Consider the following 20,752-nt stretch of genomic DNA (forward strand, 5'->3'; position numbering starts at 1 on the left):
ACAATAAAAAATACCCGCTCTTAAAAAGATATCTTAAGGGCGAGTAGTAGCTCACGGTACCACCTTAATTATTTCACCTATATGCTATAGGAAGAAATATCTTTTTCAGTTCAATCAAACCTAAGCCGTTATCGAGGCTAATCGGTATCAACTACTTTCCTAAGATTTAGAAGATACTGCTCGGGAGTGATCCATACTTTATAACAGTGCCGGTTTCCAGCAATTCACCGACTCTCTGAAACTGTTTGCTAAAATATCCTTCTCCTTCAACACGTTTTGAATATTCAGTTATTTCTAAAAATTATAACAACTTATACATAGGATGTCAATATACATTTTGAAAAAAATATATGGAAAAATATACAGATCCCACTAAGGTCTAGAAAGATTACAGAAAAATTTAACGGGTTTATCAGTACGCCAAGCCTTTGGATTCTGAAAAATTTAAAAAATCTTATGGAAATTTTAAAAGTGAATAAGAATTTTTATACAGTCTATCATGGCTAAATAACTGGGATTTGGCCGCATCTAACATGGGTGAATATCACTAGGAATTGATGGAATAGAAAAAAAATTTAAAAAATTATGTTGACGACTATAAGATTCCCATGGTAATATTAAAAACAATAAATCGAAAACCAAAACACATAAAAATGTGATGAGGGAGAAGGGTGTTTTACAGAATCAGTTTCAGAGAGTCGGTGGTCGCTGCGAACCGATACTGTGGTAGGATACAAATCGCTCCTGAGCAGTTGCCTTGAAAGACATTTCATAAACGTAAGTAAAGGCAAACGGGAAGTTCCGTTACAGACTGAGGGTTTGATAGAACCTAGAAGAGAGGTTTCTTATTTATAGAAACAATTAGGGTGGTAACGCGTGGAATATAACCTCGTCCCTGCAAAGATAGCATCATGCAGTGGCGAGGATTTTTTATACCCAAAATCCCGGATTCTTTCTGATAACCATTTTGTCAATCAGGTTAAATTATTTTAAATAAAATATAAAATCATTAGGAGGAAAATGAAAATGGCAAAATTATATTACGAAAAGGACTGTAACATTGAATTCTTATATGGAAAGAAGGTAGCTGTAATTGGATATGGCAGTCAGGGGCATGCCCATGCATTAAACTTGCATGAATCTGGTGTTGATGTGGTGGTTGGCTTATATGAAGGGAGTAAATCATGGAAATTAGCTGAAGAGGCAGGGTTAAAGGTTGCAGTTGCAGCAGATGCTGCGAAAGCTGCCGATGTAATTGTCATCCTAATCAATGATGAAAAGCAGGTGGATTTATACCAAGAGAGTATTAAACCTCATCTTACTGCCGGCAAGTATTTGGTTTTTGCCCATGGCTTCAATATCCACTATGGTCAGATCCTTCCACCATCAGATGTAAATGTTTTTATGGTGGCACCAAAGGGGCCGGGACATACAGTAAGGAGTCAGTATCAGGAAGGCAAAGGCGTACCTTGTTTGGTAGCTGTTCATCAAGATGTAACGGGTGATACAAAGCAGGTTGCTTTAGCCTATGCCGCAGGGGTTGGCGGATCTCGAGCAGGGGTATTGGAAACTACCTTCAAGGAAGAAACAGAAACTGATTTGTTTGGTGAACAGGCGGTATTATGTGGTGGTGTTACAGAACTGATAAAGGCAGGCTTTGAAGTATTGGTGGAAGCAGGATATGAACCAGAAAGTGCATACTTTGAATGTTTACATGAGATGAAGCTGATCGTCGATATGATTAACCAAGGCGGTTTAAGTTATATGCGTTACTCCATCAGTGATACTGCAGAGTATGGAGATTATTCTGTTGGAAAAAGAATCGTGACAGGAGAAACAAAAAAAGAGATGAAAAAAGTGCTTGAAGAGGTGCAGGATGGCACCTTCGCAAAGAACTGGATTCTTGAAAATAAAGCAAATCGACCAATGTTTAATGCAAAAAGAAAGATGGAACAAAATCATCAAATTGAAGTAGTGGGTAGAGAATTAAGAGAAATGATGAGCTGGCTTAAAAAATAATTGGTAAGTGATAGGAATGTAAAAAACGCTTTTGAGGGAGCAGGAGGTGGTAAGATGACCAAGGAAAAAATAGAGGTATTTGATTCTACTTTAAGGGATGGCGCTCAAGCTGAGGGTATTTCCTTTTCAGTAGAAGACAAATTAAAAATAGTTAAGGCTCTGGATGCCTTAGGAATAAGCTATATTGAAGCAGGAAATCCAGGATCAAACCCTAAAGATTTAGAGTTCTTTGAAAGAGTTAGAGGAATGAAATTGGTGAATGCGAAGCTGACGGCCTTCGGCAGCACAAGAAGACCAGATACTCCAGTAGAGGAAGATGCCAATGTACAGTCTCTTTTAGAGGCCAATTCAGAGGTTATCGCAATATTTGGTAAGAGCTGGGATTTTCATGTAACAGAAATTATCAAAACCACATTGGATGAAAATCTTAATATGATCATGGATACCATCTCGTATTTTAAAAGCAAAGGAAAAGAAGTGATCTTTGACGCAGAACATTTCTTTGACGGATATAAAGCAAATGCTCAGTATGCCCTGAAGGCTCTAGAAGCAGCCGTAAAAGGCGGAGTAGATTGGTTGGTATTATGCGAAACGAACGGTGGAGCTTTTCCAGATGACGTATACAGTATTACAAAAACTGTGTGTGAAAAGTTTCCTGTAAAGATAGGAATTCACTGTCATAACGATGGAGGGATGGCAGTAGCCAACACCATTATGGCAGTTAAGGCAGGAGCAACTCAGGTTCAGGGAACTTATATTGGTTTCGGAGAAAGATGTGGGAATGTAAACTTAAGTACAGTGATTGCAAATCTACAATTGAAACGAAGTTACCAGTGTATACCATCGAATCAATTAATGAATCTAACACCTACAGCACGATTTGTTGCGGAGGTATCCAATATCAGCTTGAACGAAAGGGAGCCATATATAGGAAACAGCGCTTTTGCCCATAAGGGTGGTATGCATATAGATGGCGTTATGAAGGCCAATCATTCCTTTGAACATGTAAATCCCGATAAGGTAGGAAATGAGAGAAGAATCCTCATGTCAGAGGTTTCTGGAAAAACGACGATACTATCAAAAATACAGAAAATAAATCCCAATATAAAGAAAAATTCCTTAGAAACTCAGGAAATTATGAATTGTTTAAAGAAAATGGAGCATGAGGGTTATCAATTCGAAGGGGCAGAAAGTTCCTTTGAGTTGATGATCAGAAAGCACCTAGGAAAGTATAAACCCTTCTTCCAATTAAAACATTATAAAATCATCGGAGAGCAACCTTCCCAGGATGGAGACAGCTCTACTGCAGTGGTGAAATTGACGGTGGAGGGAAAGGATGCCCTTACCGTAGCTGAAGGAAATGGCCCTGTTAATGCCTTAGATAAGGCATTAAGAAAAGCATTGGAGGAATTCTATCCTGTGCTAAAAGAAGTATATCTCTCGGATTATAAGGTAAGGGTTGTAGATACCAAGAAGGCTACAGGAGCAAGGGTGAGGGTTTTGATTGAATCCACCGATGGACATGATGTATGGACCACTGTAGGGTTATCTACAGATATTATTGAAGCTAGTTGGATTGCTTTGGTGGACTCTATTGAATATAAACTATTAAAAGAAATTGAGAAAAAAGCAAATATATACCTGGTAGAACAACGAATCAATTAAAGGGTGCATGAACCTTAATATAGAGAGCTGGGAGGAATAAATATGGGAATGACAATGACACAAAAAATTCTTGCTGCCCATGCAGGTGTGGAAAAAGTAGAAGTAGGGCAACTGATCCAAGTGGATTTAGATTTGGTTTTGGGTAATGATATTACAACCCCAGTGGCGGTGAAGGAATTTGCCAAAATGAGACTCAAAGAAGTATTTGACAAGAAAAAAGTGGCCATCGTTCCTGACCATTTTACACCGAATAAAGATATTAAGTCAGCTGAACAATGTAAATGTATTCGTGAGTTTGCATACGATATGGAAATCGAGAATTATTTTGAAATCGGTGAAATGGGAATAGAGCATGGTTTAATTCCAGAGAAGGGATTAGTTGTTCCAGGGGATGTAGCCATCGGAGCTGATTCTCATACCTGTACCTATGGCGCACTAGGCGCATTTTCCACGGGAATTGGAAGTACGGATATGGCAGCAGGCATGGCTACTGGGAAGTGCTGGTTTAAGGTTCCTGGCGCAATTAAGTTTGTATTAAAAGGGAAACCTGCTGAATGGGTTAGTGGTAAAGATATCATTCTTCATATCATTGGTATGATTGGTGTAGATGGTGCCCTATATAAATCTATGGAATTTGTAGGCGATGGATTAAAGCATCTATCTATGGATGATCGATTTTCTATGGCAAACATGGCAATTGAAGCAGGGGGTAAAAATGGTATTTTCCCAGTAGATGATCTTACCTTATCTTATGTAAAGGAACACGCTCAAAGATCATATAAAGTGTATGTAGCAGATGAAGATGCTGTTTATGATGAGGTCTATGAGATAGATTTAAGTACGCTGTCTCCAACTGTGGCATTTCCACATCTTCCGGACAATACCCGGAAAATTGATGAAGTAGGAGAGGTAAAAATAGATCAGGTGGTTATTGGCTCTTGTACCAATGGTCGTATCGAGGATCTTCGAGTTGCAGCGAAGATACTAGACGGTAAAAAGGTAGCAAAAGGCGTGAGGGTAATTGTCTTCCCTGTAACCCAGAAGGTTTATCTACAAGCGATAGAAGAAGGTTTAATACAAACCTTTATCAAAGCTGGCGTTGTGGTAAGTACGCCTACCTGTGGTCCTTGTCTTGGGGGGCATATGGGAATTTTGGCAAAGGGAGAAAGAGCTATTGCTACAACAAATCGAAACTTTGTGGGTAGGATGGGACATCCAGAATCAGAGGTGTATTTAGCAAGCCCAGCAGTGGCAGCGGCTTCTGCATTGACAGGAAAAATCACAAATCCCAAAGACGTAGCATAAAAGGAGGTTTATTATGAAAGCCAATGGAAAAGTTTTTAAATATGGAAGTAATGTAGATACGGATGTCATCATCCCTGCAAGGTACTTAAATACATCGGATCCTGCTGAATTGGCAAAGCATTGTATGGAAGATATTGATGCTGAATTTGTCAATGAAGTTGAACCAGGAGATATCATTGTTGCAGATAAAAACTTTGGATGTGGTTCCTCCAGAGAACATGCTCCTATTGCAATCAAGGCTGCGGGTGTATCCTGTGTAATCGCAACTACCTTCGCAAGGATTTTTTATCGAAATGCAATCAATATTGGTTTACCGATTCTTGAGTGCCCAGAGGCAGTAGAGAAAATTCAGAAAGGTGATGTGGTAGAGATTGACTTTAGCAAAGGTGTCATTCACAACATGACAAAATGTGAGTCTTATCAATCTCAGCCCTTTCCAGAATTCATTCAAGAAATAATGGCTGCCGATGGGCTCGTCAAATATATAACAAAAAGCTTACAAGAATAGATGGTTGGAGGGAATAAAATGAAATACAATATAGCATTAATCCCTGGAGATGGAATTGGCCCAGAGGTAATTAGGGAGACCGTAAAGGTATTGAATACCGTTGGGGAGACCTTTGGTCATCAGTTTGAATTTGAAGAAGTATTGGTAGGAGGATGTGCCTATGATGCTACAGGGCATCCATTACCCCAGGTTTCCTTAGCGGTTTGTAAAAGGAGCGATGCAGTGCTATTAGGTGCAGTTGGAGGTAATAAATGGGATACACTGCCTGGCAATTTAAGACCAGAGGCTGCTTTGCTGGGATTAAGGGAGGCTTTAGGATTATATGCCAATCTACGTCCGGCTGTACTGCATCAAGCCCTAAAAAATGCGTGTCCTCTTAAACCTGAAATTGTAGGTGACGGCATTGATATCTGTGTGGTAAGAGAACTTATCGGCGGCATTTATTTTGGTGAAAGAGGCCGTAGGAAAGACGGAAAAATGGGTGAAGAGGCCTTTGATACGGAAGCCTATAGCGTGGGAGAAGTAGAAAGAATTGGGCGTTTAGCATTTGAGATGGCATTAAAAAGGGATAGAAAGGTCATCAGCGTGGATAAAGCCAATGTGTTGGAGAGCTCTAGGCTTTGGCGCTCTGTAATGCTAGAAGTAGCCAAGGACTATCCGGAAGTGACCCTAGAGCATATGTATGTAGACAACGCAGCCATGCAGCTGGTGAGAAATCCTAAGCAGTTTGATGTCATTGTTACAACCAACATGTTTGGCGATATTCTTTCGGATGAAGCCAGTATGATTACTGGTTCAATCGGTATGCTGCCCTCTGCCAGTTTAGGAGAAGGGAGCTTTGGACTCTACGAACCAATTCATGGTTCTGCTCCGGACATCGCAGGGCAAGACAAGGCGAATCCTATTGCCACCATTCTATCTGCTGCCATGATGCTTAGAATAACCTTTGATCTAGACGCTGAGGCAAAAGCTATAGAAGATGCTGTTACCAGTGTTCTTGAAAAGGGATACCGAACCATAGATATTATGGGTAATGAGGTTAAGGTAGTTGGAACAACGGAAATGGGCAGTTTAATTCAAGAAGCTATTAGACGATAAAGATATGATGATGTGAGTTGGATAGGAATAAAGTTAAAAATTAAGATGCTGTATCTTGTACAAGATACAGCATCTTAATTTTTAGTATTCTTACATACACCTGGGCGTGATATAATATACACATCATATTTCGACAAAATTCACAAAATTCGATATTAGCTTCATGATTACATATATATGGAGGCCATGACAATGATAATTGGAGAGGTTAATAGAAGTAAATACGATCATATGATTGAAAATATGCCTGATGGACTGGTATATTTTGAAAGTGTGCTTAACGAAAGTGGAAATGATATAGATTATGTGTTTTTGGAAGCCAATAAGTCCTTTGAACAATTAATAGGATTGAAATTAGAGAAAATATTGGGAAAGAAGATTTCACAAGTCTCACCCAATGGTAAAATTACAGGGTTTGATTTTATTGATATTTGCAGCAAGGCTAATCTCCTGGAAGAAAACATCAAATTCGAGTACTATTCGGCTGTACTAGAGAAATGGTATTTGATTTATATTTATAAAAGCGAACAGAATCATTTTTGTGTTGTATTCCATGATTTTACTGAAGTGAAAAGCAGAGCAGAGAAGATAAATATTCTATATGAGTCAACGGTAAAATTTCATGAAACAACATTTACGGATATTGATTACCAGTGGATAGCAGATGAACTTCTTAAATTATCAGGGGCTATGTTTGTACTAGTAAATGTTTTTGATAACGGCGCAATGAAAACAATGACCAGGGGATTTTCGGGCTTAAGTGACAAGGTACGTCAGGCGGTCAGGATACTGGGATTTGAAATCATAGGAAAGATATGGGATGTAAAAGAGGCTGATATTGGAGTAATGAAATCTAAAAAGCTGGTAAGAATGGGGCGACTGCATGAGTTTAGTTTTAATCGTATTCCTCCTTTGGTTGTTAATATACTGGAACGGATGTTAAAACTGGGTGATTCTTTTGGAATTGGAATTACCCATAATGAAGCGATACTTGGGAGTTTCATTATAATAATGAAAGAAGGAAGCCGTATTGAAAACCCTGATATTGTAGAGTTGTATGTAAATCAACTTGGAATAATGCTGCTTCGAAGCAAAGCGGAGGAAGACATAAAGAAAATTGGGCAGGAATATAGAACGGTGTTTAATGGAAGTCAGGATGCGATGTTTCTCATAAATGTAAATCGTGATAATAGTTTTGCCTATCACATGGTAAATAAGGGTTATGAAATGGATGTAGGTATATGTGCTGAAGCAGTAAATGGATTGACACCAAGGGAATTATATGGAGAGTTGATTGGTAAGCAAATAGAAGAGCATTATATTGATTGTATTGCTGCTAAAAAGCCAATTATTTATGAAGAGGAGTTTAGCCTTTTAGGGGAAAAAAAGGTGTGGCATACACTGTTATCGCCCATAATAAGCGAAAATAGAGTAGTTCAAATCGTTGGCTCCAGCAGAAATATCACAAAACTCAAAGAGTGGGAGGACGAAGTTGCAAGAGAGAGGCAGCTTTTCAAGGTTACTTTACACTCTATAGGCGATGCGGTTATCACTACTGATACCGATAATAGAATTGTTATGTTGAATAATGCAGCAGAAGAACTTACTGAGTGGAGTCAGGAGGATGCGGCAGGAAAGCTCTTGAATGAAGTAATGATAACAGTAAGTGATAAAAAGTACGGATTATTAGAAGATACTTTAGTCCAAGACGTGAAAAACGGTAAGCAGTATGGGGAATATAAAACATTGCTATCAAGAAATGGCAACAAGAGAATCATTTCAAGTAGTGAGTCGTTTATCAAGGATGTGTGTACCAACGTTCTAGGCGTAGTGATGGTATTCCGTGATGTGACCGAAGAAAAGCAAAAGGAAGAGGAAGTAAGGTATCTAGGCTATCATGATAAATTAACGGGGCTTTATAATCGTGCTTATTTTGAGGAGGTACTTGTGCGCTTAGATCATGAAGCAAATATGCCCCTTGGGATTATTATGGGTGATGCCAATGGTCTTAAAATGGTAAATGATGTTTTTGGGCATGGGGAAGGTGACAAAATGCTACAGCGCATAGGAGAGATATTCAAAACTATATGTGGAGATCGTGATGTTGTCGCCCGGGTGGGCGGAGATGAGTTTGCCATAATTCTTCCCCGTACCAGCTATGATAAGGCAAATACTATTATTTCACGTATAAAACAAATGTGCAGTATTGAGATTATCGATCCAATCAGCCCAAGCATTGCGCTTGGCGTCTCGATAAAGACCAATAAGAATGAGGATATTAAGAAGATATACAAACTAGCAGAAGATAGAATGTACAACAATAAACTGGTGGAAAGTAAAAGTATAAGAAGTTCCATAATTTCATCACTAAAGAAAACGCTAGAAGAGAGGACACACGAAACTGAGGCACATGGGCAGCGCTTGAAGGAATTCTCTATGAAAATAGGAAAAATTATGGACCTGTATGATAATGAATTGGATGATCTTTCGCTTTTAGCCATGCTTCATGATATAGGAAAAATTGCAATCCCTGATTATATTCTAGGAAAACCAGCGAAATTAACTGAGGATGAGTGGAAGATTATGAAAAGTCATTGTGAGATTGGCTATCGCATAGCTGTTGCTTCACCTGAGCTTGCCCATATTGCCAACCTAATACTTAGTCATCATGAAAGGTGGGATGGTAATGGTTATCCTCAGGGACTTAAGGGTGAGGAAATACCTTTGCTTTCTAGAATAATCGCTGTAGTAGATGCCTACGATGCTATGACAAGTGACAGACCTTATCATGCAGCTATACAAAATGAGGTTGCCCTAAAAGAGCTTGAAAGATGCAGCGGAACGCAGTTTGACCCTTATGTAGTTGAAAAATTTGTAGAAGTTATTATAAGTGCTAAAACAAAATTTTCCGAACAATAAATATTTATTTTTAAAAAATGTACGAAATAGGTTGACCTATTATCCATGTTTGTCGTAAAATGTATATACAAGAAAAAATATATGGTTCATATAATCGCAGAGATATGGTCTGCAAGTTTCTACCGGACTACCGTAAATGGTCTGACTATGAGCAAAGGTGTTTCTATGCATTTATCTTAGGGATACCTTATAACCTGCACAATAGAGACATATTCTAGGCGTGTTGGGTTTTGCTCTTTGCTCGAGTAGAACCAACACGTCTATTTTATTTTTATTTTTTCGCATAATGAAGGGAGCGACTAGATGTTTATAATAAATGAATTCATACAACCTCAAACCATTGAGGAAGCCTATAACATACTTGTAAGCAGAAGAAACAATGCGGTGATTGGCGGCAGTGCCTTTTTGAGAATGGGTTCGAAGAAAATTAATACTGCGGTAGATTTATCCAAGCTTGGACTAGATTATATAAAAGATGAGGATGGCTATATAGAAATCGGAGCATATACAACTTTGAGGGAAGTTGAAACCAGCCCAATCCTAGTAAATAGCTTTAGCGGCGTTATATCCAACTCAGTGAAGAATATTATTGGCATTCAATTTAGAAACATCGTTACAGTCGGCGCATCTGTTTTTTCAAAATATGGATTCTCCGATTTAATAACAGCACTGCTTGCTTTAGATACAGAGATAGAGCTATATAAAGCAGGTAGAATACCATTGGATGATTTTTTGAAAAGACCCTTTGAAAAGGATGTTTTAATAAGAATTTTTATAAAGAAAAATCAAAGACGAGCATCCTTTCAGGACTTAAGAAATTCTGTAAGCGATTATCCGATATTAAATGTTGCAGTTTCAAGACTTGATAATCAGTGGACGATCGCGGTGGGGGCAAGACCACGAGTGGCTGCGATTGCGATAAAAGCATCTGAAGCGTTATCCGAGCATTTAGGCCCTGAGAATTTAGCGTATTATGCAGATATAGCTGCTGAAGAATTAACCTTTGGTACCAACGAGAGAGGTACAGCCGAATATAGACAAGCCATGTGTAAAGTATTGGTGAAAAGAGCCCTTATGGAGGTACTAGAATGCAAATAGAGATAATCTTAAATGGTAAAAAGGTAAGCTTGGATGTAAAAAATAATGAGTTATTGGCAGATACTTTAAGAAACTATGGTGTTTTCAGTATAAGAAAAGGCTGTGATACCACATGCTGTGGACTTTGTACCATATGGGTTGAAGAAAAACCTGTATTATCTTGTGCAATGCTCTCTGTTCGAGCGGATGGCAAAACCATTACTACCATGGAAGGGCTTCAAAGGGAAGCGGAAGAATTTGCACAAGTTCTTGTGGCAGAAGGTTCAGAACAGTGCGGTTTCTGCAGTCCAGGTTTTATTTTGACTGTATTGGCAATGAAAAGAGAGCTGAAAAACCCTACACAGGAAGAGATTGTTCACTATTTAACTGGAAATCTGTGTAGATGTACAGGTTATTTGGGACAACTAAGAGCCATCAAAAAATATTTGGGGGTGGCATAGGATGAACTTTGTTGGTAAAAGCATACCTAAAATAGATGGCATGGCTATTGCCACAGGGAAACCGGTTTATACTGAAGACATGGTCCCTCCAAATGCTCTTGTAGTAAAGCTGCTCAGAAGTCCCCATGCCTTTGCTAGGATAAAGACTATTGACACCTCAAGAGCGGAAAAATTAGAGAATGTGGCATGTATTCTCACGTATAAAGATGTACCTAATCGTAGATTTACACTGGCGGGTCAGTCTTATCCAGAACCTTCCCCCTATGATCGCTTAATTCTAGATGAAATCGTAAGATATGTGGGGGATGAAGTGGCGATCATTGCAGCTGCAGATGAAGAAACAGCTGAAAAGGCCATGAAGCTAATAAAGGTTGATTATGAAGTGTTTGAACCTGTCTTGGATTATGAGAAGGCTATGGGCCATCCTTCTGTTGTCCATCCAGAAGCAGATGTACACTGTAATTTTGATATAGGTATGGACAAGGAAAGAAATATTGTATCTTCTCAAAAGATAGAGGTTGGAAATGTGGAAGAAGAGTTAGAAAAATGCCATATTGTAGTGGAAGAGACTTGTTATACACAAGCCCAGGCCCACGGCATGATGGAAACTTACCGAGCATATAGCCATCTAGATCATACTGGCAGACTTGTTGTTGTTAGTTCGACCCAGATTCCTTTCCATGTAAGAAGACAGTTGTCGAGAGCTTTAAAGCTGCCTGCTAGTAAAATAAGGGTAATTAAGCCTAGAATTGGCGGAGGATTTGGTGGTAAACAGACAGGGGCTGTGGAAATGTTCGCAGCCATTGTTACACTTACTACTGGAAAACCGGCTAAAATTGTTTATGATCGCGAAGAGACGTTTACTGCAACAAACAGCCGTCATGCAATGAGATTAAAGGTTAGATTAGGAGCCGATCAGGAAGGATTCATTAGAGTAGTGGACATTCAGGGTTTATCGGATACAGGGGCTTACGGTGAACATGCTTCTACGACATTTGGGGTTGTGGGTCAGAAAACCCTTCCCCTTTATAACAAGACAAAGGCCGTTCGATTTATGGGAGACGTGGTTTATACAAATAAAATGCCAGCAGGAGCCTTTAGAGGTTACGGTGCTACCCAGGGAACATTTGCATTAGAAACGGCTGTCAATAAGCTAGCTGAAAGATTAAATATGGACCCTACCGAGATTCGATTAAAGAATTTAATTAAAGAAGGTGAAACTTCTTTAGTATCCGAAGGGATTAGACTGGGAAGCTCAACCTTGCATAGGTGTATAGAAAAGGGTCGAGAGCTGATTGGATGGAAGGATAAGTACCCAAGATTAGAGGTTGGCGAGCATAAGGTACGGGCTTTGGGAATGGCCGTAACAATGCAAGGGTCAGGAATTGCCAATATCGATACTGCTTCAGCTGAAATTCGATTAAATGACGATGGTAACTTTACACTGCTCATCGGATCTACAGACATGGGAACAGGAAGTGATACCATATTAAGCCAAATGGCAGCCGAGATTTTAGAAACAACAATAGATAATATTATTGTTCATGCTGCAGATACAGATATATCTCCTTATGACCCGGGCTCTTATGCTTCCAGTACCACTTATGTGACAGGGATGGCTGTAGTGAAAGCTGCTGAAGATTTAAAGAAACAGATTGTAGAAAGCGGCGCAAGGATATTAGGAGTTTCCATCGATGAAGTGGATTATGACGGCCTCAAAATAATCACCGTTAATGGGGACAATGAAGTTACTCTGGAAAAAGTTGCAGAACTTCAGATATTAGGTTTCGGGGGCAAACGTCAGCTGGTTGGTAATTCAACCTATGGCAGTCCAGTATCTCCACCACCGTTCATTGCAGGATTTGCAGAGGTGGAAGTTGATAAAGAAACGGGAAAGGTTCGATTAATAGACTATGTAGCGGTGATTGACTGCGGTACGGTAATCAATCCAAACCTGGCCACGATTCAGGCTGAAGGTGGACTTGTTCAAGGGATCGGTCTAGCGATGTATGAAGATGTGAGGTATGACGAAAGAGGTAGAATGACGACAAATAACTTTATGCAATATAAAATTCCAACCAGAAAGGATATCGGAAACATTCGAGTGGTCTTTGAAGAGAGTTTTGAGCCAACAGGACCCTTTGGCGCAAAGTCCATAGGGGAAGTTGTTATAAATACACCGGCACCAGCTATAATGGACGCGGTTTATAATGCAGTAGGTGTTAGGATAACAAACCTTCCAATAACCCCTGAAAAAGTATTCTTAGCAATGAAGCAAATGTAAGCTCTGTATGTCAGAAAAAATAAAAAAATGGAGGTAATTGAGATGTCGCATATGAATGAGAACAATCCCAATCTTGATTCGAAGTATGATGTGGATGGTAAACCACCCTTAAAGGAAGCTATACCTCTTGGATTACAACATGTACTGGCTATGTTTGCTGGTAATGTGACAGTACCATTAATCATCGCAGGTGCCCTTGGATTGTCAGTGGGTGAAAAAACCTTCCTAATTCAGTGTGCAATGCTCGTTGCAGGGATTGCCACACTTATCCAAGCGAATCGCATTGGGCCAGTAGGTGCCAATTTACCGATCGTCATGGGGACTAGTTTTGGCTTCGTACCTACTTCTATAGCCATAGGGAAGCAGTTTGGCTTATCGGGTATATTGGGAGCGGCTTTTGTGGGTGGATTTTTCGAAGCGATCTTAGGTTACTTCTTAAAGCCCCTTCGTAAATATTTCCCACCGATTGTTACTGGGACAGTTTTGCTCACGATTGGTCTATCATTACTACCTACAGGAATTAAATACTTCGCCGGGGGAGCAGGAGCCCCAGATTTTGGTTCTTTGCAGAACCTGGCAATAGGAAGCTTAGTATTGGTGACGATTATATTCTTTAATCAGTATTTTAAAGGAATCCCGAGAATGGCAGCCATTTTAATAGGTATCATCGTAGGTTACGTAGTTGCTATTTTCATGGGTAAAGTTGATTTTACATCTGTGGCAGATGCCGCTTGGTTTTCTATACCTACACCTATGGCTTATGGAATGACCTTTCATGCACCAGCGATTATCGCTATGCTTATCTTATACATCGTAACAACTGTTGAAACGGTTGGGGATATTTCAGGTATTACCATTGGAGGTGCTGGTAGAGAAGCTACTGACAAAGAACTTTCAGGTGGGGTTATGGCTGATGGGTTAGCCAGTAGTTTTGCAGCTATTTTCAATGCATTTCCTAATACTTCTTTTAGTCAGAATGTGGGAATTGTATCTCTAACTGGGATTATGAGTAGATATGTAGTGAGTGTGGGTGCGGGCTTCTTAATACTAGCTGCCTTGGTTCCCAAATTGGGTGCTGTCCTTGCAGTAATGCCCCAGAGTGTCCTAGGCGGAGCCGCTGTTGTAATGTTTGCAATGATTGCAACTTCTGGGATTGTATTGGTTACAAAAGACGAGTTAAACCAAAGAAATTTATTAATCGTTGCTGTTGCTTTAGGCTTAGGATTGGGATTAGGATCCGTTCCCGAGGCACTGCAGCATCTGCCAGAATCCGTAAATCTGATTTTCTCAGGCTCTGGCATGGTAGTTTCTTGTGTTATCGCTTTGGTTCTGAATATAATATTACCAAAAGAAAAGCCGCGTACTATTGCAAATAGCGAAGCGATACACGCAGTGAAGTAATTCCTATGTAATTTGAATGAAAAAAATTTAAATCAAATAAAGGGAGCTCTTCAAACAGAAGGGCTCCCTTTATCTGATTAAGTAACACAACCGCAAATAGAAAGAATTATTCTTGCTGATTTAGAATATGTCTGAGTATGAGCAAACCTTGCATCATCTTAGGAAACCCACATGTGGGCGCTACCAGAAGCATAGCATGTTCTATTTCTTCCTTTGTGCAGCCGCTTTTTAAAGCTTTGAGAATATGAGTTCTTAAGGCATATTCATATTGAGAATTCGTAGATAAAGCTACTTTAATAAGCCAACGGGTTTTCTCATCTATGGGGCCGCCTTTCTCATGAACCAATCTACCAAAATTTTCATAGGCATCATAAATTTCAGTATGATTTTCAACGAAGTATTTAAGGTTTTTTTCTATAACATCTAGATTGTCAAAATAATCATTCATAGTACCTCCACATATCATTTAAATATTATTTGCTCATATTATATCCCAAAATGTTTATTGATAAACTTTGTACGCCATTGGGCAGTAAAGATTTGAGCGTTTGAAGCAGATAATGGTGAGATTTCCAAATACAATGTCCGATGTTTTGGATTCGACAAATAACAAATAAAGAATATGATATGATATGTTATGTGTATGAACCATAATTATTCAATGTTGATGATAGAAGGTGCATAGGTTGTTAGAAGATAGTGTGCATAAAATATTGTCACAAGAAATAAAGAGAATCACTCCTTGCAAAATGGAAGGAGAAATCGAGTTAGAGGTTTCATTCTTAAATAGCGGCATGGCAGAGGCTACCTTATTTATACCAGGGGTGGTCCTAATTGAACCTAATCGAGTAAGATATGCAGCCAAGGATATCATTGAGGCCTATAAAATGAGAACAGCATTGACTACACTGGCTGCAAGTGTACTATAAATAATCTCAAAAGGAGAAGATGGAAATGGTAAAGCTGCCTTCAAGAATTAGCCTTGCAAACCTGCCCACCAGAATAGAAAAGCTAGATCGATTATCAAAGGAATTGGGTGGACCCCAAATATATATCAAAAGAGACGACCAAACTGGATCAGAGATTTCCGGCAATAAGATTAGAAAACTAGAATATGTTATAAAAGAGGCCTTGGAGCAAAAATGTGATTACTTGATTACCTGTGGAGGTATACAATCAAATCATGCAAGGGCAACGGCTGCAGCTGCAGCGAAATTAGGACTTGGTGCTAGTCTCGTTCTAAGAAGTGGTGGAGATGATCCTCTGGAAGGAAACTATCTTCTTGATAGGCTATTCGGAGCGGAGATTCGATTCATTACACCGGAGGACTATCGCGAAAGAAGGATGGAAATTATGGAGGAGGTTAAAGACCGCCTTGTACAACAGGGATATACGCCATATATTATCCCAGAAGGGGCATCTAATGGAATCGGTACCTTTGGTTACTATACAGCCATGGAGGAAATATTGGAGCAGGAAAGGCAGATGGGAGTCGCCTTCGACGCTATAGGGCTAGCTGTAGGTTCCGGAGGGACTTACAGTGGAATGTTCTTAGCCAATAAAATGTTAGGACATAGGACTAAGATTCTGGGTATCAATGTATGCGATACGGCAGACTACTTTCGAGATCGAATCTCTAACATCCTTAATGATAGTTTACGCCATATTGACAAAAAACTAGATTATTCTAAGAATGAAATCGAAATCATAGATGGATATGTTGGTAAGGGATATGCCCAAAGCACAAGGGAGGAGCTTGCATTTATTCATTGGTTTGCTAAACTGGAAGGGATTATTTTAGACCCTGTGTATACAGGTAAAGGAATGTATGGATTGGTCAATGAAATAAGAAAAGGCAATATGCAAGCCTATAACAATATCCTGTATATTCATACAGGTGGCCTGTTTGGATTGTTTCCTAAAAAGGATCTATTCTTTAACGAAGGATAAAGGAGATCTATACCTTCAATTCATTTTAAAAGCATAAACGACGAATGATTTTTTATAAGCATTCGTCGTTTATGTTTTTAGGAAAAAATCCATAGGATCAGCAATAAAATAATGTTCAATGACAATATAAATAAATATGGTGTTTATATAATATTTGATAATAATACAACAATTATTGAATTATTATTATTGGATGATTATAATAAATATAATATACTCATGGGTCATTGATAGAAGTATAAAATTGAGTATCATAAGGTACTATTGATGGTACATAGGGGGAATAGACTTGAATAAACGTGATATGGGTTTAGGGTTCATTGTAGTAATTTTATGGGGGTTCAATTTCATTGCTATCAAACTGGGTTTGGCCAATATGCCAGCGTTACTTCTGGCAGCTGTTCGATTTGTTGTTGTCTGTTTACCAGCCATTTTTTTCTTACCAAGGCCTCCAGTAGCTTGGCGTTGGCTCATTGCTTTGGGCTTGACCCTTAACGTGGGACAATTTGCTTTTCTCTTTATGGGGGTAAAACTGGGAATGCCTGTGGGCCTTTCTTCCCTTATACTCCAGTCCCAGGCGTTTTTTACATTGGTAATTGCTTCCTTGATGATCGGAGAACGATGGCGTTGGAATCAAGTGATTGGTTTAATTATTTCTGCCATCGGTATGGTTATTGTAGGATCGCAACAAGGCAGCAGCATGACACTGGTTGGATTTTGGCTTACTTTGGCTGCAGCGGCTAGCTGGGGGACGGGTACTGTAATTATGCGCCGAGCTACACAAGATGTTCCGCCTTTTTCCATGTTATCTTTGGTGGTATGGGCGGGTGCAGTTGCCATACTGCCCCTAGCATTATTATCTTTATGGATAGAAGGTATTGCTGCATGGCAGGCAGCGTGGGATGCTGTCAACTGGGTCACAATCGTTTGTGTAATCTATTTAGCCTATTTTGCTACATTAGGTGGATATGGGCTGTGGGGACGATTACTGGCTCATTATCCAGCAGCTGTGGTCTCTCCTTTGGCCCTGTTAGTTCCCATCATAGGGATGAGTAGCGCGGCGCTGCTTTTAGGTGAAACATTCTCTCTGTGGCAGATGATGGGGGCACTGCTGGTGATGGCAGGTCTGGTCATTAATGTTCTTGGAGGACGATTGAAAAAAAGCGTTAAGGAAGGTCAGGCCTAATGCACTGTAATACGAAACGGTCTTTTAGCTTATCAAATTGCACGGGTGCTTCGAAGAAATCACAAAGGTTTTCTTTGGTCAAGACTAAATCTGTTTTTCCTGAAGAATGAACCTGACCTCTGCGGAGCAGTAGGGTGTGGCTAAAGGTAGGAAGAATTTCCTCGGTGCGATGGGTTACATAGATCATCGTTGGGGCATCCTGTTCATAGCTTAATTTTCCTATAATGGAAAGCAATTGTTCCTTTGCAAATATATCTAATCCGGTACAGGGCTCATCCAGAATAAGCAGTCGAGGTGAAGACATTAGGCCTCTGGCAATAAGAACTCTCTGCTTTTCACCCTGGGACAGAGACTGATAGGTTCGATTGGAGAGGTGCACACTGTCTAGACGTTCCAATATATTTCTGGCAATTTCCCTATCTCTTTGACTCGGCTGTTCATATAGGCCAATTGTTGCAAACTTACCGCTTAAGACGATATCCTCTACAGATTCAGTACCATAGAGCTTTTCTTGAAGGGCAGTACTCACCCAGCCAATGGATTTTCTCAACTCTCTCAAGTCATATTTTCCAAAGGTCTTACCGAGAACCTGCATTTCTCCCTCTGAAGGAAAGAAGTACCCATTAACCATATTTAACAGTGTAGTTTTACCTGAGCCGTTTAGACCTAAGATGGCCCAATGCTCACCGGTTTGCACTGACCAATCCACCGATTTTAATATGTACTTTGAATCTCGAATAACTGAAACTTGCTTTGCTTCAATCACCAAATGAATTCGCTCCTTTGCAAAAATAAGATTTTATAAAAAGTTGTATAATTTTTCTTATTATAATAAATTTTCTGTCAAAAGTCACTCTTTTTTCCGATATTCTCTGTTTGGCAAATCGATAGGATAAAGGTACGAATTCCGGATTTTTAGAAGGTATTTGCAAGATTTTGTAGAAAGAATCATAATAACCTTATTTGGAGGTGTTGTTATGAATATAAGTGGATTTGCTGCACAGAATCTGTATAGCGTGAAACAGGCATTAAATATTGCAACATTACAAAAAGCCATGAATCAAGATGCATCTGCCGTTAGTATGTTGGTAGAGGGAATGCAGCAAGTGAATAAAACTGTAATGGAGAATTCTATTACACCCCATAAAGGAGGTAATATAGATATTTCAATTTAGTATGAAGGCACTCAACAATGAGTGCTTTTTATGTTCATTAAATGAAGGAGAAATATAGCGATTATAATTGCAATAGCGTAGAGCCAATAAAAATGAAACCGTATTGAGGAGAGCCAATACGGTTTCTATGAGAGATGATCTGTTTGAATATGTACACAAACAGAAAGATTAAATTTTGCTGTTCACAATATTTATCGGAGCGCCTTGAATAAACGATTGAATATTAAGGGCTAAGAGATCGATCAGGCGTTGTCTTGATTCAAAACATTTCCACCCAATATGAGGTGTAAGAATAACATTGTTCATTGTAAACAAGGGATTATCAAGGGCAGGAGGTTCTGGGTCTTGAACGTCCAGGCCTGCGCCGGCAATGGTTTTGTTTTTAAGCGCTTCAATGAGGTCGAGCTCATTGATCACAGGGCCTCTAGAAGTATTTATAATAAACGCCGTGGGTTTCATGAGTTTTAACTTATCTTTGTCTATAAGATGTTTTGTATCTGGCGTTAAGGGACAGTGAATCGTCACAAAATCACTTTTGCGAAGTAATTCTTCAAGAGAAACGGACTGTATATTTGAATCATCCCACTGTTTTGGAGATCTATTAAACACAAGAACGTTCATGCCTAAAGCTCGGGCAACCTTCAATACTTGTTGACCGATTGTCCCTGCACCTATGATGCCTAGGGTTTTGTTCTGTACTTCAAAATGGGGTACTTGGAGGTGCTTTGTAAAGTTATCATAATTGTTTTGTTGGATCATTCTTTGTTGTAGTACGAATGAAGAACTCAAGGTTAAAATGAAGGTAATGGCTAGTTGTGCCACTGCTTCAGTGCTGTAACCTGGGACATTGCAGACCGCAATATTTCTTTCTCTTGCTGTAGCGATATCAATATTGTTATATCCAGTGCCTGCTTCGCAAATAAGTTGAACGGATGAAGGCAATTGGGAGATGATATCTCTTCCCATAGGCAGCTCTTTTGTGATGATAATATTCTGATCATTCACTCTTTCTAGAATTTCATCGTTGCTGCTATCGTCGTATTTTGTGAAAGTAGTGAGGTTCATTACTGGCGAAAAACTAAGCTTGTTATCAAAGTCAAGTTTTGCCGAATTAAGAAAAATGGTATTCTTCATGATTACCTCCTTATAGTATATATTTACAATTATTAGTATAAGGCAGGCTTGGGAAATTGTCAAAAAATTTTGTACATTATAACAAGATCAGATGACTATATAAGGCTCTTTGTATAGTCATCTGAATAAAAGAATACAGAATACATTACTTCACAATTTTAAGAAATGCATAGACATCAGATTGAAAAAAATCTAGGTCGTCTGCATGGGCACCTTGACCCCAAAAGTTCATAGTATTCACTTTCTTCTCTGGAACCTCTGATCTATTCATTGGCTGATTATCAGTGTTGGTGGACGAAGGTGAATGATCCTTTGTTAAGTTCATTAAGCTGACTGCTGCATTGTGCATATTAATTCCTCCTTTAAAATGTCTTCTAATATTAAAATTTTGATAAAAAGGCACACTACGTGTGCTTTCCTATACTATAAAAAAATTCGTCCTTAAAATATGATCTTAAGGACGAATATATTTCGCGGTACCACCTTAATTGTTTCTCCTTGAAGAATAGGAGAGAACCTCTCATGGGTTTAAATAAACCGAGGTCGTTATCGAGACCAAAACGGTATCAC

At 39.2% G+C, this 20,752-nt stretch carries 18 protein-coding genes, 1 riboswitch and 3 other annotated features (1 of these 22 running past the window's edge); of the genes, 14 read left to right on the top strand and 4 right to left on the bottom strand.

What is annotated here, in order from left to right:
* Nucleotides 1-32: 32 nt before the first annotated feature.
* Nucleotides 33-279, bottom strand: a binding site (T-box leader).
* A 370-nt stretch (nucleotides 280-649) separates the two neighbouring features.
* Nucleotides 650-900, top strand: a binding site (T-box leader).
* 126 nt (nucleotides 901-1,026) lie between these two features.
* From ilvC to K0R93_RS08390, 10 genes are all read left to right on the top strand, one after another.
* The gene (gene ilvC / locus K0R93_RS08345; protein WP_300299895.1) at nucleotides 1,027-2,019 is read left to right on the top strand and encodes a ketol-acid reductoisomerase; all 993 of its coding nucleotides are present in this window, start codon (nucleotides 1,027-1,029) and stop codon (nucleotides 2,017-2,019) included.
* 54 nt (nucleotides 2,020-2,073) lie between these two features.
* The gene (gene cimA, locus K0R93_RS08350; protein ID WP_300299897.1) at nucleotides 2,074-3,684 is read left to right on the top strand and encodes a citramalate synthase; all 1,611 of its coding nucleotides are present in this window, start codon (nucleotides 2,074-2,076) and stop codon (nucleotides 3,682-3,684) included.
* A 42-nt stretch (nucleotides 3,685-3,726) separates the two neighbouring features.
* Nucleotides 3,727-4,989 carry a 3-isopropylmalate dehydratase large subunit gene (leuC, locus tag K0R93_RS08355; protein ID WP_330685099.1) on the top strand — a complete coding sequence of 421 codons (1,263 nt, stop codon included), beginning with the start codon at nucleotides 3,727-3,729 and terminating at the stop codon, nucleotides 4,987-4,989.
* A 13-nt stretch (nucleotides 4,990-5,002) separates the two neighbouring features.
* On the top strand, nucleotides 5,003-5,497 hold the full coding sequence (gene leuD, locus K0R93_RS08360; protein WP_300299899.1) for a 3-isopropylmalate dehydratase small subunit: 495 nt from the start codon (nucleotides 5,003-5,005) through the stop codon (nucleotides 5,495-5,497).
* 18 nt (nucleotides 5,498-5,515) lie between these two features.
* A complete protein-coding gene (gene leuB / locus K0R93_RS08365; RefSeq protein WP_300299901.1) occupies nucleotides 5,516-6,595 on the top strand; it encodes a 3-isopropylmalate dehydrogenase in 1,080 nt (359 codons plus the stop codon).
* Nucleotides 6,596-6,787: 192 nt separating this feature from the next.
* Entirely contained in the window at nucleotides 6,788-9,514 is a 2,727-nt protein-coding gene (locus K0R93_RS08370) for an HD domain-containing phosphohydrolase (RefSeq protein ID WP_300299904.1), read from the top strand.
* A 66-nt stretch (nucleotides 9,515-9,580) separates the two neighbouring features.
* Nucleotides 9,581-9,682, top strand: a riboswitch (purine riboswitch).
* Nucleotides 9,683-9,817: 135 nt separating this feature from the next.
* A complete protein-coding gene (locus tag K0R93_RS08375) occupies nucleotides 9,818-10,612 on the top strand; it encodes an FAD binding domain-containing protein (protein ID WP_300299906.1) in 795 nt (264 codons plus the stop codon).
* Nucleotides 10,603-11,052 (top strand): (2Fe-2S)-binding protein, encoded by a 450-nt coding sequence (locus K0R93_RS08380; protein ID WP_300299908.1) that lies wholly within the window; start codon nucleotides 10,603-10,605, stop codon nucleotides 11,050-11,052. The genes K0R93_RS08375 and K0R93_RS08380 overlap by 10 nt, the downstream gene beginning before the upstream one ends.
* Nucleotide 11,053: 1 nt before the next feature.
* On the top strand, nucleotides 11,054-13,336 hold the full coding sequence (locus K0R93_RS08385) for a xanthine dehydrogenase family protein molybdopterin-binding subunit (RefSeq protein ID WP_300299910.1): 2,283 nt from the start codon (nucleotides 11,054-11,056) through the stop codon (nucleotides 13,334-13,336).
* A gap of 42 nt (nucleotides 13,337-13,378) precedes the next feature.
* Nucleotides 13,379-14,737 (top strand): uracil-xanthine permease family protein, encoded by a 1,359-nt coding sequence (locus K0R93_RS08390; RefSeq protein ID WP_300299912.1) that lies wholly within the window; start codon nucleotides 13,379-13,381, stop codon nucleotides 14,735-14,737.
* A gap of 106 nt (nucleotides 14,738-14,843) precedes the next feature.
* On the opposite strand, the gene K0R93_RS08395 is transcribed toward K0R93_RS08390, so the two are convergent.
* Nucleotides 14,844-15,185, bottom strand: a complete 342-nt coding sequence (locus K0R93_RS08395; protein WP_300299914.1) for a carboxymuconolactone decarboxylase family protein — start codon at nucleotides 15,183-15,185, stop codon at nucleotides 14,844-14,846.
* A gap of 238 nt (nucleotides 15,186-15,423) precedes the next feature.
* Between K0R93_RS08395 and K0R93_RS08400 the strand changes: the two genes are divergently transcribed.
* The 3 genes from K0R93_RS08400 to K0R93_RS08410 all read left to right on the top strand — a co-directional run bounded on the left by K0R93_RS08400 (nucleotide 15,424) and on the right by K0R93_RS08410 (nucleotide 17,873).
* A complete protein-coding gene (locus K0R93_RS08400) occupies nucleotides 15,424-15,666 on the top strand; it encodes a M55 family metallopeptidase (RefSeq protein WP_300299916.1) in 243 nt (80 codons plus the stop codon).
* Nucleotides 15,667-15,691: 25 nt separating this feature from the next.
* On the top strand, nucleotides 15,692-16,687 hold the full coding sequence (locus K0R93_RS08405; protein ID WP_300299918.1) for a D-cysteine desulfhydrase family protein: 996 nt from the start codon (nucleotides 15,692-15,694) through the stop codon (nucleotides 16,685-16,687).
* A 289-nt stretch (nucleotides 16,688-16,976) separates the two neighbouring features.
* The gene (locus K0R93_RS08410) at nucleotides 16,977-17,873 is read left to right on the top strand and encodes an EamA family transporter (protein WP_300299942.1); all 897 of its coding nucleotides are present in this window, start codon (nucleotides 16,977-16,979) and stop codon (nucleotides 17,871-17,873) included.
* On the opposite strand, the gene K0R93_RS08415 is transcribed toward K0R93_RS08410, so the two are convergent.
* Nucleotides 17,854-18,639, bottom strand: a complete 786-nt coding sequence (locus K0R93_RS08415) for an ABC transporter ATP-binding protein (RefSeq protein ID WP_300299990.1) — start codon at nucleotides 18,637-18,639, stop codon at nucleotides 17,854-17,856. The genes K0R93_RS08410 and K0R93_RS08415 overlap by 20 nt on opposite strands.
* A 211-nt stretch (nucleotides 18,640-18,850) precedes the next feature.
* Between K0R93_RS08415 and K0R93_RS08420 the strand changes: the two genes are divergently transcribed.
* Nucleotides 18,851-19,048: a putative motility protein gene (locus K0R93_RS08420; RefSeq protein ID WP_300299944.1), complete on the top strand. Its 198-nt coding sequence runs from the start codon at nucleotides 18,851-18,853 to the stop codon at nucleotides 19,046-19,048.
* A 168-nt stretch (nucleotides 19,049-19,216) separates the two neighbouring features.
* Here the strand turns inward: K0R93_RS08420 and K0R93_RS08425 are convergent, their stop codons facing one another.
* Together K0R93_RS08425 and K0R93_RS08430 are read right to left on the bottom strand one after the other, a co-directional pair.
* Nucleotides 19,217-20,182: an NAD(P)-dependent oxidoreductase gene (locus K0R93_RS08425; protein ID WP_300299946.1), complete on the bottom strand. Its 966-nt coding sequence runs from the start codon at nucleotides 20,180-20,182 to the stop codon at nucleotides 19,217-19,219.
* Between the two features lie 145 nt (nucleotides 20,183-20,327).
* A complete protein-coding gene (locus tag K0R93_RS08430) occupies nucleotides 20,328-20,531 on the bottom strand; it encodes a hypothetical protein (protein ID WP_300299948.1) in 204 nt (67 codons plus the stop codon).
* Between the two features lie 104 nt (nucleotides 20,532-20,635).
* Nucleotides 20,636-20,752: a binding site (T-box leader), on the bottom strand (it continues 126 nt past the right edge of the window).

Origin of the sequence: Anaerosolibacter sp. (genome assembly GCF_029240175.1) — a bacterium.
Classification (GTDB): Bacteria; Bacillota; Clostridia; order Peptostreptococcales; family Thermotaleaceae; genus Anaerosolibacter.

Excerpts from the sequence above, each read along its gene's own strand:
- leuD (WP_300299899.1), top strand. The coding sequence starts at position 5,003 with ATGAAAGCCAATGGAAAAGTTTTTAAATATGGAAGTAATGTAGATACG.
- K0R93_RS08370 (WP_300299904.1), top strand. The coding sequence starts at position 6,788 with ATGATAATTGGAGAGGTTAATAGAAGTAAATACGATCATATGATTGAA.
- cimA (WP_300299897.1), top strand. The coding sequence starts at position 2,074 with ATGACCAAGGAAAAAATAGAGGTATTTGATTCTACTTTAAGGGATGGC.
- K0R93_RS08425 (WP_300299946.1), bottom strand. The coding sequence starts at position 20,182 with ATGAAGAATACCATTTTTCTTAATTCGGCAAAACTTGACTTTGATAAC.
- K0R93_RS08385 (WP_300299910.1), top strand. The coding sequence starts at position 11,054 with ATGAACTTTGTTGGTAAAAGCATACCTAAAATAGATGGCATGGCTATT.
- K0R93_RS08380 (WP_300299908.1), top strand. The coding sequence starts at position 10,603 with ATGCAAATAGAGATAATCTTAAATGGTAAAAAGGTAAGCTTGGATGTA.
- K0R93_RS08405 (WP_300299918.1), top strand. The coding sequence starts at position 15,692 with ATGGTAAAGCTGCCTTCAAGAATTAGCCTTGCAAACCTGCCCACCAGA.
- K0R93_RS08420 (WP_300299944.1), top strand. The coding sequence starts at position 18,851 with ATGAATATAAGTGGATTTGCTGCACAGAATCTGTATAGCGTGAAACAG.
- leuB (WP_300299901.1), top strand. The coding sequence starts at position 5,516 with ATGAAATACAATATAGCATTAATCCCTGGAGATGGAATTGGCCCAGAG.
- ilvC (WP_300299895.1), top strand. The coding sequence starts at position 1,027 with ATGGCAAAATTATATTACGAAAAGGACTGTAACATTGAATTCTTATAT.
- K0R93_RS08390 (WP_300299912.1), top strand. The coding sequence starts at position 13,379 with ATGTCGCATATGAATGAGAACAATCCCAATCTTGATTCGAAGTATGAT.
- K0R93_RS08395 (WP_300299914.1), bottom strand. The coding sequence starts at position 15,185 with ATGAATGATTATTTTGACAATCTAGATGTTATAGAAAAAAACCTTAAA.
- leuC (WP_330685099.1), top strand. The coding sequence starts at position 3,727 with ATGGGAATGACAATGACACAAAAAATTCTTGCTGCCCATGCAGGTGTG.
- K0R93_RS08430 (WP_300299948.1), bottom strand. The coding sequence starts at position 20,531 with ATGCACAATGCAGCAGTCAGCTTAATGAACTTAACAAAGGATCATTCA.
- K0R93_RS08375 (WP_300299906.1), top strand. The coding sequence starts at position 9,818 with ATGTTTATAATAAATGAATTCATACAACCTCAAACCATTGAGGAAGCC.